17 protein-coding genes are annotated in these 12,263 nt (G+C 52.4%); 3 read left to right on the top strand and 14 right to left on the bottom strand.

All coding sequences use genetic code 11. From position 1 onward, the window contains the following. Positions 1-261 precede the first annotated feature (261 nt). From B9Z51_RS07015 to B9Z51_RS06965, 12 genes are all read right to left on the bottom strand, one after another. Complete coding sequence (locus tag B9Z51_RS07015) at positions 262-477, bottom strand: hypothetical protein (RefSeq protein ID WP_146187705.1); 216 nt, start codon at positions 475-477, stop codon at positions 262-264. Between the two features lie 13 nt (positions 478-490). Then, a complete protein-coding gene (locus tag B9Z51_RS07010) occupies positions 491-1,597 on the bottom strand; it encodes a DUF6094 domain-containing protein (protein WP_108373169.1) in 1,107 nt (368 codons plus the stop codon). Positions 1,598-1,669: 72 nt separating this feature from the next. Continuing rightward, positions 1,670-2,281, bottom strand: coding sequence for a DUF3275 family protein (locus B9Z51_RS07005; RefSeq protein WP_108373167.1), 612 nt, complete (start codon positions 2,279-2,281; stop codon positions 1,670-1,672). A gap of 303 nt (positions 2,282-2,584) precedes the next feature. Beyond that, positions 2,585-2,821, bottom strand: coding sequence for a DUF1902 domain-containing protein (locus tag B9Z51_RS06995; protein ID WP_108373164.1), 237 nt, complete (start codon positions 2,819-2,821; stop codon positions 2,585-2,587). A 149-nt stretch (positions 2,822-2,970) separates the two neighbouring features. Further along, positions 2,971-3,189 carry a DUF1640 domain-containing protein gene (locus B9Z51_RS06990; RefSeq protein WP_108373163.1) on the bottom strand — a complete coding sequence of 73 codons (219 nt, stop codon included), beginning with the start codon at positions 3,187-3,189 and terminating at the stop codon, positions 2,971-2,973. 86 nt (positions 3,190-3,275) lie between these two features. Further along, entirely contained in the window at positions 3,276-3,608 is a 333-nt protein-coding gene (locus B9Z51_RS06985) for a hypothetical protein (protein ID WP_108373161.1), read from the bottom strand. 80 nt (positions 3,609-3,688) lie between these two features. Next, the gene (locus tag B9Z51_RS18190) at positions 3,689-4,072 is read right to left on the bottom strand and encodes a hypothetical protein (protein WP_146187704.1); all 384 of its coding nucleotides are present in this window, start codon (positions 4,070-4,072) and stop codon (positions 3,689-3,691) included. Positions 4,073-4,083: 11 nt separating this feature from the next. Then, positions 4,084-4,452: a hypothetical protein gene (locus B9Z51_RS06980; RefSeq protein WP_108373159.1), complete on the bottom strand. Its 369-nt coding sequence runs from the start codon at positions 4,450-4,452 to the stop codon at positions 4,084-4,086. Next, the gene (locus B9Z51_RS06975; protein WP_108373157.1) at positions 4,449-4,667 is read right to left on the bottom strand and encodes a hypothetical protein; all 219 of its coding nucleotides are present in this window, start codon (positions 4,665-4,667) and stop codon (positions 4,449-4,451) included. The genes B9Z51_RS06980 and B9Z51_RS06975 overlap by 4 nt, the downstream gene beginning before the upstream one ends. Before the next feature lie 79 nt (positions 4,668-4,746). Then, on the bottom strand, positions 4,747-5,229 hold the full coding sequence (locus B9Z51_RS06970) for a hypothetical protein (RefSeq protein ID WP_090140031.1): 483 nt from the start codon (positions 5,227-5,229) through the stop codon (positions 4,747-4,749). A gap of 761 nt (positions 5,230-5,990) precedes the next feature. After that, positions 5,991-6,230: a hypothetical protein gene (locus B9Z51_RS18800; protein ID WP_146187703.1), complete on the bottom strand. Its 240-nt coding sequence runs from the start codon at positions 6,228-6,230 to the stop codon at positions 5,991-5,993. Positions 6,231-6,264: 34 nt separating this feature from the next. Beyond that, entirely contained in the window at positions 6,265-6,783 is a 519-nt protein-coding gene (locus B9Z51_RS06965; protein WP_108373155.1) for a DUF3577 domain-containing protein, read from the bottom strand. A gap of 616 nt (positions 6,784-7,399) precedes the next feature. Between B9Z51_RS06965 and B9Z51_RS06960 the strand changes: the two genes are divergently transcribed. Further along, on the top strand, positions 7,400-8,605 hold the full coding sequence (locus B9Z51_RS06960; RefSeq protein ID WP_108373153.1) for a hypothetical protein: 1,206 nt from the start codon (positions 7,400-7,402) through the stop codon (positions 8,603-8,605). Positions 8,606-8,662: 57 nt separating this feature from the next. Then, positions 8,663-9,736: a ParA family protein gene (locus tag B9Z51_RS06955; protein ID WP_108373151.1), complete on the top strand. Its 1,074-nt coding sequence runs from the start codon at positions 8,663-8,665 to the stop codon at positions 9,734-9,736. 172 nt (positions 9,737-9,908) lie between these two features. Here the strand turns inward: B9Z51_RS06955 and B9Z51_RS06950 are convergent, their stop codons facing one another. Together B9Z51_RS06950 and B9Z51_RS06945 are read right to left on the bottom strand one after the other, a co-directional pair. After that, positions 9,909-10,238, bottom strand: coding sequence for a type II toxin-antitoxin system YafQ family toxin (locus tag B9Z51_RS06950; RefSeq protein ID WP_108373149.1), 330 nt, complete (start codon positions 10,236-10,238; stop codon positions 9,909-9,911). Further along, entirely contained in the window at positions 10,210-10,488 is a 279-nt protein-coding gene (locus B9Z51_RS06945) for a type II toxin-antitoxin system RelB/DinJ family antitoxin (protein ID WP_233254867.1), read from the bottom strand. The genes B9Z51_RS06950 and B9Z51_RS06945 overlap by 29 nt, the downstream gene beginning before the upstream one ends. 364 nt (positions 10,489-10,852) lie before the next feature. Here B9Z51_RS06945 and B9Z51_RS06940 point away from each other — a divergent pair, with 364 nt between their 5' ends. Next, positions 10,853-12,211, top strand: a complete 1,359-nt coding sequence (locus tag B9Z51_RS06940) for a CAP domain-containing protein (protein ID WP_108373147.1) — start codon at positions 10,853-10,855, stop codon at positions 12,209-12,211. Positions 12,212-12,263: the final 52 nt, after the last annotated feature.

Raw genomic sequence — 12,263 nt, 5'->3', positions numbered from 1 at the left:
CCCTCAGATATCGGCGTCTTGGTGACTGCTCGGGTGAGCAATGAACTGGCGACAAGGCCAGGTTGGTGTGATGAAAAAAATCCTTTCTGGCAAGCCAGAACGCTGGTTTTCAGGACCATCCAGCATGGGGTGCATCCCTCGGTGGGATGCGGGAGTTACGGTGTAACAGACCGCCCTGCCCTTGCGGGCAAAGCAGTTTCGCCGTGGTAACTCCAATCGGCTCTTCAGTGCTACTGAATGGTTGACAGAGGGCAAATGCCATCAGGCATCGGCATCTGACATGTTCCAGGCCTGCGCGAACTGCTGTCCACGTAGGTTCTGGGCTGTAAGGCTGTCCTGGTGGAAAAGCCGTTTCGTAGATGGGTCATAGACCGTTTCCTGACCGGTTTCAATGACTTTGCCCGTTTCAGAGCAAGTGCCATTGCGCTTGGCCGTGATGAACAGCATGGGGGCGGCTCGACGTGATGCAAATCGCATGCGACTTCCTCGATCACTGAATCGTGACCAGGTTCCCAAACATGGGGCCAGGTGTGAATTCAATGGCACGAATGACCGGCACGAACTTGTCCGTGAAAGTGCGCACTTCGCGCATTTCCCCGGCCTTGCCCGATTCCTCATAAGTGACCTTCAGAGCCCGGTTTTTGTAGGTATCGCCTTTGACAAGCAACATGCGCCCGTCTGTAGAGCGCACAACACCTGATATCTGGCCAGCCGCAAGGGCCAGTGCCAAATGCCAGTCGCGCAGGGCTCTGAGCGGTCTGCGATGGGGCTGCACGCGTCCACCAAAGTGCTGCTCAAATTGCGGCCAAAGTGTTGATCGCTGCATGCGTTCCAACTCGTGGGCCAGGCCCTCGGGTTCAATGCGGTGAGCAACAAACTGCAACGTGTCCTGCACGCTGACGGGCACCTGGTAGCAAGGCCAGCTCCAATGCTCGGGCAACTCCGGTGGGAGGGTGCCTGAGCCCATGGCCTGCAGCTGCTCGGCCAGCGCGGGATCGAGCCGGTCGGACTTTCGCTTGATTCCAAAAATCACGCATTGTTTGAACTGCTGCTCTGGAGCCATGAACACCCGCACATCGCGGTAGCTCTTGGCAATCAATGCTGCAAATTCAGCGTCAAAGACGTAATGCGGGACGATCAGGATCAAAACACCTTCGGGCATGAGCCAAGGGTGCGCCAGTCTGTAAAAGTGCTTTTCCAGCCGCTTTTTGCCGCCGGTGGCCGCATCAAGTTGAGCTTGGTCCGACACCATGTCCCCGTAGGGAGGGTTGAGAAAAAGCAGGCCAAATTGACGCACCTTGATCGCCATCTCGGCAATGTCGGCGTGTGCCACCTGGTCAAGCCATTTGCGGGCGTTGTTTGCCCGTTCAGCGTTGTATTCCACCCCGAAGGACTCGGGCTCAGCGCCCAGCTCCTGCAGATGGTTTTGCACCTCGGCCAGCGCTGCACCTTCGCCGCAGCAAGGGTCCAGGATGGCCAGTTTTTGAGATGCAGGCGCATCGAGCGCCTGCAAAAGACGAGCCATAGTGACTTCATCCGTGGGGTAGTACCCGTTCTTGGCGAAATTGTTGGCTAGGCGAGAGAACATCAGTGCCATGAGGCATCTCCTTGAAAAATTGCCGGAGATGCCCCCAGCGGGGCATGCCCCGGCTGGGTGGTTAAAAGTGCATCAGTTGGCAGCCGCTGCCATGACCCATTGCTGGGATGTGGCTTCAAACTGGTAACCGACGGATTTGAGGCGTTCGCGCTGAGACCGGAATTGCACACGGTCCACAGTGGGGTCGAGTGAGATCCGCGCTGCGCGTTGAACAAATAGCTCATAGAGCTCGATGCCAAACAGCTTCAAATCTTCTTCTTCAGTTGGCTCTGAACCTTGTGCTGCTTGACCCCGTGGAGGGCGTGCTGCAGGGGCTGTGTGAGCTGCTTTGCGAGCTGGTGTGGCCACCGCCTGCTGAGCTTCTTCGTCAACAGGATCTGGCTCAGTTTGAACGGCTTGCGTGGGCAAGCTGTCCTCACCAGTTTGTTGCTCCTCATCAATCAGAAATCCACCTTCGGCAATCCTGGCCAGCAGCTCCGTGAAGGTGCCGCCGCGCCAGGGCACAGCTTTGGTGAAAATCTCCTCGACAAGAAATTGCCCGCGATAGTTGCCAGGCTCGAATTGGTCCAGTTCTTTGTCTTTGACCTTGAACTGCCCGATGCTGGTTTGCAGCAGGCCGACGCAAAAGGGACCGTGACGGCCCCGGATTTGCTCAACGATGAGCGTGCCGGTGAATTTTTCCATGTGGCTCTCCTGGTGGTTAAAAAACCAAGAAGAACCACTCCCGAGGGGTGATTCCCCCTGGGGTGGTGAAGTCCTGTGAGGACTGTTGAAAGTCTGAGCCAAGAGCTCAGAAGTGCTTTGGTAATCCGGCTTGTTTCAAGACCGCATTGGCGGTGTGCCGGGATTTGATCTTGCTGTCAACGGGAAAGCGCAGCCCCGTGATGGGCGAAAACCAGATGTTGTGATCGCCCTTGCCTGCGCGCTCAAAGCAAAAGCCAGCTCCCGTAACGGGATTAGTTCCGGGGTGCAACTGCTGCCCATGGCTCAGTGCAAAGCGGTCTGAACTACAGAAAACCGACGAGCCAGAAGCTCAAACGGAATTTCCGAAGACGTAATGCCGCCGTTGAGCTGTAAAAGCTCGGGCACCAAGATATCCAATTTGGCCGACAACTCCTCAAGAGTCGCAGCTTCAGTTGCAAGGCCTGGAACTTCATCAGAAGTTGCTACCCAGACCTTGGCCTTGTCATCCCACTCAGCACGAATGAAGTGAATTTTTTGCATGAGCTTCAGACTACTCCCCTGGTCAAAAACCAAGAAGAACCACTCCCGGGGGGTGATTCCCCCTGAGGTTGTGAATGGCTGAAAGTTAGCCGCCGAATTTCAAAAAGGCTTTATGGCCTTTGGAAAAGCCGTTTTGAAGACTTCGTGTTTTAGTGAACCAGCTTCCACAAAACGCCTAAAGTGACAGTTAAATTGATGCCGATCATCCATTGCAATAATGTAAATCTACTGTCAAAGTGCTCAGTGCTGACCAAACGGTCTTGCGCATCTCCGATGACTCGGACAATCGCTTCAGCCTGTTTTTCCTCATAGCCTGCATCGCGTAAACGCCGTACGGCTTCGAGAGTGTCAAAAGTGATGGTTGCCATGACTACAAGTTTACTCCTTTGGATGGAAACTCAGGAGAACCACTCCCGAGGGGGTGGTTCTCCCTGGGGTGTTAAAAAGGCTGGGCTCAGCCGAGGTATTTCATTACAGCCAACATGATGCCGTTGGCAGCGATGAAAAACGAGAGCAGTTTCCAGGTCTGTTCATTGATCGCTTTATGCATCTCGACTCGCAGGCCTGTGATTTCCTGTTTAAGTTCATTGCGAACCTGGGTGATTTCATTGCGAAGTCCAACGCCATCCGCTTTGGTCATCAGCTGATCGTGCATTTCTGCGCGAACAGCCTCTTGACCTCTGGTGATGGCGGCTTCAACTTGACGCTCAACGCGTCTGGCCGAATCGGGTTTGACGCCGGCTTCAGTCAGAGCTTCGTAGAGTGAGAGTTCGATGGGCATGCTCATAAGTTTACTCCTTGGGATGAAAACCAAGGAGAACCAACCCCGAGGGGATGATTCCCCCTGGGGTGGTTGAAAAATACCGATCAGAAATCGGGCTGAGTGCGAAGGTGATGGGCTGCGTCTATGAAAACGCGGGCCAGCTCTTCAAGCTCATCGGCGTTTAGATCTTCAAAAACGTAAGCATTGGCTAAATCAATCCGAAATTTCGCAACTGTCTTTTTAGGACTGCGTGATACGGAGAAATTACTCCTCCAAAAACCATCACCCCCAAATGAAACATTCGGATCAGACGGAAGGAAGGGGGAACGATTCGGTTCTCGTGGAATATGCGTGAATGCAATGCAACGAGCATGGGCAATACCTTGTTGATATGCCTTTCGTTCATTGAATGTCGTACACCACTCAGGCCAATCAGCGTGCCCGTTCCCGGGTACTTGACCGGGAATTTCAGCAAGATTTACTGTCATGGGATGTCCTTTCATCGTTGAGATTCCACAGCACGCCAGGTGGCGATTTGGGGTAGGGTTTGAAGAGGCTGAAACAAGAAATTGATCTGGTCTTTATCCTGTAGAGCGAAACAGTGCCACTGGAGGCTTTGGGCCTCTTGGGATGTTTCGGCTACGAGGGTCAGACCTGTCTCATTCGGTGAATCCAGCTCGATCAGAAAGTGCTGATGCTCAGGCACAAGTCCTGTCACCGGATCTTCTTGCGCCGCCATGGAACCTCCTTGGCGGTGAAATTCAATCCAGCGATTTCGTGTGTTGACCAGTACGTTCAGGCTTTGCGGCCCTGCGCACACGGTCACACCAGTGACGGCACCGTTTTGAGGGGTGACGAGGATTTTCATGGAACGTCCTTTTGAGTCCAATTTCCAGAGTCAAGTGCAGCTTGCGCAACACCTTTTTCCGGGAAATATTCCACTGACTCTCGTGAGCATGGACCCGACTCGGGATCGGCGGTACCAATGTAAAACCCGGCGTTTGATTGCAGGATTTCAAGTGGCAAACGCTTACCGCACCATTCGGAGGCCAGTCGGCCTGTTAGGGGGTTTTTCATGGTCATGGATTTCTCCTTTGAAATTTGAGAAAAATTCAGTGGGCACTTGATTGACCCGGCAAAGTGCCGGATCAATCAAAGAGCCTTACTGGCGTTTAACCACCCTCACCCGACCGCCAGTCTGGACAAGCAAAACAGCTTGACCAGGCTCAACAGCATCGAACGGAGCGGGTTGTACAACCGAAACAATCGAGGAGCCTGAAGCAGAATTCACCTTGACGATGATTTCTTGCGCCAGGTCGGCAGATGTTTGGTTTGCGACGCGTTCACCAACAAAACCACCCAGCATGCTGGACAGGACTGATGCAGAACCGTTGTTGGAGTTGTTGCGGGCAAGCAAGAAGCCTGCTGCACTGCCTAAGGTGGCACCAACACTTCGAGCTTGCCAAGTTGCCTCGGCTTGCCGTGTGTTGACTTGAAGCACCACGCCTTCTTGAACAGTGCCAACGGTTTGGACCTGTTCACGGCTGTAGATGTTGCCAGCCTGGGCTGTTGCGTTCTGGCTTGTGACAGCCGAGAGCAAAAGCACCGTTGTGGCGATGATGTTGGACAGAGAAATGGTTTTCATGGTCAAGACCTTAAAAAACGCAAAGTCACTGCCCCGAGGGACAGATGCCCTCGCTGGGTTAAAAAAATGCTCCAATGAAGTCGTTGATCCGGGTGGATCTGGAGCCAAACGACGGGGTGCGGCTTGCGCCGCGCTCTGGTCAGGCTTTCGCCTGGCTGGAGTTCATCCAAAAACCCTGCAAATCAGGATGCTTGGATGAACCACAGCTGCGCTGCAGACAGTGGTTCGTGCGTATAACGGGCCGGTTTTCTTGGGTGGCCAGGCACACCCTAATGCGAATAAATGGCGACAAAAAGCTTTGCCGCCACGAATGCATTTGGGTTGCATTCGTGGCGGCACATTTATCGCGGGGGAAAAGGGGCAACGATTCTTGAGGTCGTCGCAGGTTGGGGTTGAGGCTTACTGTAACGATGACATGCATCGTGCCGTCTGAGACGGAGGGTAGTTACGAGAGGCCAGCGACAGGGAGCTGCCACAACCAAAACGCTCTTGTGGTCGAAACCACTGCAGCCAACCCGGAGGTCAAGAACCTAACTGCTTTGGGTACGGGCAAGCCCGCAGTGCTGGTGTTAGGCACACCAGTCAGGCCTTCAAGAAATCATTTTGGAAGACCCGCTGTGAAAACAGTGGGCTATCCAAAAGGCTCTTAGGAGCATTAATTCAGTGATTCAGTGCATGAGTAGCTGATCAATCTGCTCGATGAGAGCCGATGTACCAGGCAGTCAAGACTAAAACAGTGGTAATCAGAATGAGCGTGACTATCATTTCGGCCTCCGAAGATAAACTGAAGCGATTAGCAGTATAGGACAAATGGCGAACAGTGTCGCCATTTCCCAAAAGCTCAATACGCTATGACCAGTCATTCCAACAACAGCACCAATGAGTGCTGATGCGGCAATCGTATCGAGAAATCGGGCAAAGCCCTCATTCTGTTCTTTGTTAAATTTCATGTGGTCGACGACCTTGCGGCTGATCTTGCGCGGAGAAAAATCCGCCAGCACACCCCGGATGGGGTGGCTGGACTGGATCGACCGATCAGCCGTTGGTGCCGTCAGCCTGTGGGGCTTGGGCGGGCGTCTCGGGTTGTGCTGCAGGCTTCTCGTACGCCAGGGCGTAGCTCGATTGCCCGGCGGCCTTGATCCATACGTGAGTGACTTGGAGCAAACGCCCCTTCAACACGTAGCCGATCTGGCCAGCACGGTCGCCCCTTGTCACGCGATAGGTGTCAATGTACTGATCACCGATGCGGAACTTGATCATGACTTTGCAGTCACGGTCATTGGCTTGAGTTTCGAATTGCTTCAAAACATCGTGTGCTTGGGCGCTCGCAGCTTTGACATCGAACGGAACGAAGGTCATACCATCTTCGACACCTTTTTCACCGTGGAAACCACTGATGGAGCAGGAGACGAAAGGTTTGCCCTTGCGCACTGGCACTTCACGAACACGGCTGAGATAGCCAATGCCCATGGTGTGCATATCGACGTAGTTGTTACCCTGTTGCTTGGCGCTGTTAGAAGCGTTGGCAGAAGATTGGGTGTTGATTTCAGACATGGAACTCTCCTAAAAAGAAAAGGGAATTCCATGCCCCGCCGGGGATAGGAATCCCCAGTGGGTTGATAACAAAAATGCTCCTGTCCCTCTTGCGAGTGCCGCCAGACAAAATGTCTTGGAACCGAACGGCTTGGTGCAGCTTGCGCTGCGTTCCTGGTGCTGGCGAGCCAGCGGTACAAGAGCCTTCAATTTAGCAAACTATTTAGCTGATTGCAAGACCTTCACGTTAAACTTTCGCAACAAAAATTTGGGCAATTGATTGTTTGGGCTCGTGTGCGGCAACCAGGCAGGGATGGTCAGGTCATCGTCAGGTAGATCGAAGCTGATCCATCGCTCTAGGCCTTCGCAGGCCGTGACCCGGCCAACACCCAGGTGCAGAAATTCAGAATGGAAAACGCAACTGCCTGGCGGCAAGTGGCGGTGCGCAAAATGACTTCGCGCATCAATGACAACAGGTGGGAAAGGTAGGCGCATGTCGGGGGGACTTTCAAAAGTTGATGAAGCGACTCAATGGCCAGAGGCCTTGGGGCGCGTCCCCTCGCGTAATAGCGGGCTCGATAACAGGTCGAGACTGGTGAAAATTTTAGCATCGACACGAGCCCTGGGGTCGGCATGCATGAGAGTGACTGCCCTGCCCTTTGTTGCTGCCTGCATTGGTCGTATCGCCTGGAGCGCGCAATCGGCGGATGCCGCTTTGCTTGTACTCATGCTCATGCCGATATTGTGGGGAGCGGCCAACTCAAGATTGCACGCGGGCGCCGTGATGCTCGCATACATCATGGCCACGGGGGTGAATGCGCCCGCCGCACTAGCGGTTTTCAATCAGTGGTCACTCTATTCAGCCTGGCTGATTTGGGGCGTTTACAGCGTCATATATGCGGGCCTTTGGACGCTGTGTTGGTCAAAGAATGCATCCAGGCGTGCGTGGGGCATGTTGATGGCCATCGTGATCTTGACCTTGCCACCTTTTGGGACCACGTACTACGGCTCATTGCTGACGGCTTGCGGATGGCTGTTTGAAGGCTGGGGAATTTGGGGGATCGCGGCGTACATCCTGCTCATGATGCTGGCGGCCGCTGCACCAAGTGCGGGGGCGTTGGTGATGGGCGTCGTTGTCTTGATGGCATTTTCTACGACGACAGATCCGCGACAACTGACATGGCCAGATGTGACGCCAGTGCACACCGCCCTGCCCCGTTTTTCAGATTCAGATGTTCAGGCACGCTACGACAGAACATTCGAGCTGCTTGACCGAGCTCAGGCCGCATTGAACTCGCCCGGGGCCGCAATCCTGTTTCCGGAGAATAGCCTTGGTGCCTCTGAAGTCAGAACCCAATGGTTATGGGATGAAGTGGCGCATCGTTACTCGATAGCAGGCAAAACATTGATCATTGGTGGCGCACATGTTCATCCTGATCAGACGGCTGATAACACCCTGATTTTGATGGGCGCTACCAGAGGGATACTTCGAGCATCAGCCACGGTGCCCATTGGATCATGGCATCCGTGGCAGCAACAGGGGCACATGCAATCGAGGTGGTTTGACACCCCGGACACATTGCACATCACCCTCGATGGAAAGTCAGTACGGCTGGGGGCAATTTTTTGCTGGGAAGAGCTGCTGCCTTGGTCATGGATGCGTTACGGGGTGCTGGGCGTTGACCGCATTGCCGTGGTGAGCAACACCTGGTTTGATGCCAGCGGTGATGTCGACGCATCCCAAAAGCGCTCCAGCCAAGCTTGGGCGAGACTCTGGGGAATGAAATTTACGAGGGCTGTCAACAAGGCGTCGCCCTATCGCCTCACCACGCTAAGCCAGTAAAATATACACAAGTTTGTGTTTTAAAAAAAACCGGCAATAGATGCTACGGAGTTGTAAATGACGAAATCAATTTGCCTGTTTAATCACAAAGGTGGTGTGAGCAAGACTACGACCACGTTCAATCTTGGCTGGGGTCTTGCTCGGCTTGGTCACAAGGTCTTGATGGTTGACTTGGATGCTCAAACCAATTTAACGGGGCTTGTGCTGGGTTTTCAGGCCATTGATGATGAAAAAATGGATGCCTTCTACAGCAACAGAGACATCCTCACCCTTGGCCCAATTGTGCGTGCCTTGATTGACGGAAACACGCCCGATGAGTTTTTGAGGAACGAACGAGCCAAGGTCTTCAAAACTGGCCATGACAATCTTTTCTTGCTGCCTGGTCATCTGGATGTCTCTGATCTTGACTCGCAGATCAGTGTCTCGCTCAAGATCGCAAGTGGAATTCCATCCACCCGGAACATTCCTGGCAATTTGCCAAAAATTCTCAGCCTTGTTGCTAAAGACATGGGTGCTGATTACGTTCTCTACGATTTGAGTCCAAATGTTGGGGGCCTCAATGAAGTGATGTTAATGTCGAGCGATTACTTTATTGTTCCAACATCACCGGATTATTTTTGCTTACAAGCCATTGGTTCTTTGGAAAAAAATATAAAAAAATGGCACCGGGAAATCAAAAGATTTAAAGAGGATAATGATTTCGAGTCTCCAAGTTTTTCAATTAAAAATGAACCGAAATTCATTGGTGCTATTCAGCAGCGCTACAGACCTCGGAACGACAAACCGGCGACATCGTTTCAAACTTGGATTGATAAAATTCGTGATGCCATTGCAAACAAATTTGTTCCGTCTTTAAATCAACTGAACCTTGTTATTGAGCGTGAAAAAATTGAAAGCTTACTGAATGGAACAGGGCTCACACCTTTTGATCTTGCACACGTTCCGGACTTCAACTCATTGATTGCAATTAGTCAGCAACTCTCGAAACCCATTTATGCTTTGACTGATCAAGAAATCAAATCTGTGGGAAAAGTTTTTGGCCACGCCGAAGAAACCATGATTCGCAGTCGCGACAACTTCAATGAGGTTTTTACAGCTTTGGCAAACCGAATCGTTGAGTTGACGAAGTAGGCTAAATTTTCCCAGTCCCCGAAAAATCAAAGTTAGGCAAATTCGTCATCCTCACCCTCTTGCTTAGCCTGCCTCCAGCTTGCACGTCACGCACCATGTCGGTCGCTTGGAGAAGAACACAAGGGGGTGCGGACAATGGCCCTGGCAGAGGCCAGGCTCCTGCGCGCCTGTATTACTCGAACAGATCGGCATGCGTGCCGGCGCGCACGAATACGATCAGGCCATGTTTCCCGTCGTCGTCGATTTTGTAGGCCAGCAAAAAATCACCGCCGATATGGCACTCCCTACTCCCTTCCCAGTCGCCACCCAACGGGTGATCGAGCCACTCCGCTCCAAGCGGGGCATCGTTGGCGATCAATAAGAGCATGGCTTCCTTGAGCCGGTTCATGTCGTACCGGCCAGAACGTGACAACCGCTCCCAGTCCTTCAGGAAGGACTTTGCATAGTCCGCCGCACGCGGCAACGGGGCCCGTTTACTTGCCGCTGTTTTTTTCAAGGTCATCGAACAATTCAGTAGCAGTGTCAAAGCGAGCGCGGCGTGTGCGCGCAATCTCGTCGGCTTCGGCCATCGCTGATCGAGTTTCGGCGTTCGGCACCTTGAGCGTGAACGGCATTTGCTTGTCGGCAACGACGCGCATCAAAAAAACGCGCACAGCGTCCGAAAGGGACAGGCCCATAGCGGCCAGCGTCTCGGTGGCTTGCGCTTTAATTTGTTCGTCCACGCGGACGTGAACCATTGTGGTGGTAGCCATGGCAGCCTCCTTTTATTGATTGCGATACATTGTATCGCAATGTTACTCGCTTGAACGGTTGTTTAAATCACACTCATAAGTGCAAATCGTTTCCCGTGCCATTCAGCCTTGAGTAATAGGGGTGCTGCTGCATAGGCAAAGCCTGCGGCCTCCTAACGCCTGGCCATTGCCCCTATGGCAGCACCCAACGGCGCTTCAAACTGAGTTTTCAGGGATGAAATTTAAGAGGGCTGTCAACCTAAGTCATTAAGCATTCGTTATGATTGCATAAAATCTTAAATAGCGTCATTAAGTCCCATAGACGCACATCCTGTTTCGCGCTCCCCACGCGTGGGTTTTACCTCAACAACCCCATGGAGTTCTCATGACAAACACCAAATTCTCACGTCCTCTTTTGCTGGCTACGTGCGCATCAGCCCTTTTGCTGACTGCGTGCGGTGGCGGGGGAAGTGGTGGCGTCAACAACAACCTGGCCACGATCACTGGCTCGTCTAGCGGAGCGGTGACTGCATCCAGTACGACGGCCACGGGCGTGCTGACTGTGGTCGATCCTGATGCGGGCCAATCCACGTTTGCACTGCCAAGCACCCTTGCTGGCAGCTATGGCTTGTGGTCAGTGGCTATCACTGGGGCTACTGCAACTTGGCGCTATACGCTTGACGCATCCAAGGCACCATCCAGCGCTGCAATTGATGTTTTGAGCCTCAAAAGCCTTGATGGCTCAGCCACCCAATCAGTCACCGTGTCGATTGCCGCAAGCGGTGGCAATGGCTCGGCATTGGTGACCACTGTTTCTGATGCCGTGTATAACGGTGCTTATGCCTCGGAGAAAGTGGCAGTTTTCAACCGCCTGAATGAAGACCGGTCGAAATGTGGATTCGGTAAATTATCACAAAACGCAAAACTTGATCTTGCTGCGCAAAATCATGCAAATTACATTGCACTGAATAAAATAGCAAATACACATGATGAGACACAGGGCTCATCCGGCTTTACAGGAATTAATCCTACAGACAGATTTAAATACGTTAACTATGATTTCTCATATGGAAATGAGAATCTTGCACAAAAGGCATGGGGTTCTTGGTATTCTTCTAACCCTGAGTATTCTAGCACAGACTTTCAATCGACTAATATATTGAAGTTGTTGTACTCGACGGTTTATCACCTTTCAGGATTAATGGAAAAAACAACGCAGATTGGGATTGGTATTTCCAATTTCCAATATTTAAACGATGGTACTTCGAATGCCAAAACATTGAATATAGATACTGGAGTGCCTGTTAACAACACAACTGGTCAATTGATTGCCCCTGATGCAATACTTACTTTTCCTTGTGCTGGCATGACCGAGCTTATTCCTGCTTTCAAAGGAGAAAAACCCGATCCATTCCCATTGTCAGGCGATAGAAATACGTCGCCATATGGGCACCCCATTTACATCACCTCCGGTCCTAACACCACGGTTGCACTCACATCTGGAACAATCACACTGAAAAACGGTGCGGCCGTTGTAACAACAACACTCACAGCCGCTAACGATCCGCAGCGCCGTTTGCTCAGCAACCAAGTCTTTTTAGTGCCGACCACACGACTTGCGGACAACTCGGAATACGTCGTTGCCTTGTCTGGTACCAGCACCGGACTGATCGGTGCGGGAAATCTGTTGGGTACTTGGACAAAAGAATTTACTTTCCGTACTGGGACGATTTTGAGCCAGTAAACAGCTTCCTCCTTGCCCCAAATGCGGGGCTTTAACGGCGCAGCACTTTTGC

The sequence above is a fragment of the Limnohabitans sp. T6-5 genome, from assembly GCF_003063315.1.
Classification (GTDB): Bacteria; Pseudomonadota; Gammaproteobacteria; order Burkholderiales; family Burkholderiaceae_C; genus Limnohabitans_A.
Note: the sequence above shows the minus strand (reverse complement) of the source record. Positions and strands in the feature narration are given on the sequence as shown.

What these genes read in the sequence shown, in the direction of transcription:
- B9Z51_RS06980 (WP_108373159.1), bottom strand. Translation starts at nt 4,452, where the DNA reads ATGAAAATCCTCGTCACCCCTCAAAACGGTGCCGTCACTGGTGTGACC.
- B9Z51_RS06960 (WP_108373153.1), top strand. Translation starts at nt 7,400, where the DNA reads ATGAGAGTGACTGCCCTGCCCTTTGTTGCTGCCTGCATTGGTCGTATC.
- B9Z51_RS06965 (WP_108373155.1), bottom strand. Translation starts at nt 6,783, where the DNA reads ATGTCTGAAATCAACACCCAATCTTCTGCCAACGCTTCTAACAGCGCC.
- B9Z51_RS18190 (WP_146187704.1), bottom strand. Translation starts at nt 4,072, where the DNA reads ATGACAGTAAATCTTGCTGAAATTCCCGGTCAAGTACCCGGGAACGGG.
- B9Z51_RS06945 (WP_233254867.1), bottom strand. Translation starts at nt 10,488, where the DNA reads ATGGCTACCACCACAATGGTTCACGTCCGCGTGGACGAACAAATTAAA.
- B9Z51_RS07015 (WP_146187705.1), bottom strand. Translation starts at nt 477, where the DNA reads ATGCGATTTGCATCACGTCGAGCCGCCCCCATGCTGTTCATCACGGCC.
- B9Z51_RS06970 (WP_090140031.1), bottom strand. Translation starts at nt 5,229, where the DNA reads ATGAAAACCATTTCTCTGTCCAACATCATCGCCACAACGGTGCTTTTG.
- B9Z51_RS07010 (WP_108373169.1), bottom strand. Translation starts at nt 1,597, where the DNA reads ATGGCACTGATGTTCTCTCGCCTAGCCAACAATTTCGCCAAGAACGGG.
- B9Z51_RS06985 (WP_108373161.1), bottom strand. Translation starts at nt 3,608, where the DNA reads ATGAGCATGCCCATCGAACTCTCACTCTACGAAGCTCTGACTGAAGCC.
- B9Z51_RS06975 (WP_108373157.1), bottom strand. Translation starts at nt 4,667, where the DNA reads ATGACCATGAAAAACCCCCTAACAGGCCGACTGGCCTCCGAATGGTGC.
- B9Z51_RS06990 (WP_108373163.1), bottom strand. Translation starts at nt 3,189, where the DNA reads ATGGCAACCATCACTTTTGACACTCTCGAAGCCGTACGGCGTTTACGC.
- B9Z51_RS06940 (WP_108373147.1), top strand. Translation starts at nt 10,853, where the DNA reads ATGACAAACACCAAATTCTCACGTCCTCTTTTGCTGGCTACGTGCGCA.
- B9Z51_RS06950 (WP_108373149.1), bottom strand. Translation starts at nt 10,238, where the DNA reads ATGACCTTGAAAAAAACAGCGGCAAGTAAACGGGCCCCGTTGCCGCGT.
- B9Z51_RS07005 (WP_108373167.1), bottom strand. Translation starts at nt 2,281, where the DNA reads ATGGAAAAATTCACCGGCACGCTCATCGTTGAGCAAATCCGGGGCCGT.
- B9Z51_RS06995 (WP_108373164.1), bottom strand. Translation starts at nt 2,821, where the DNA reads ATGCAAAAAATTCACTTCATTCGTGCTGAGTGGGATGACAAGGCCAAG.
- B9Z51_RS06955 (WP_108373151.1), top strand. Translation starts at nt 8,663, where the DNA reads ATGACGAAATCAATTTGCCTGTTTAATCACAAAGGTGGTGTGAGCAAG.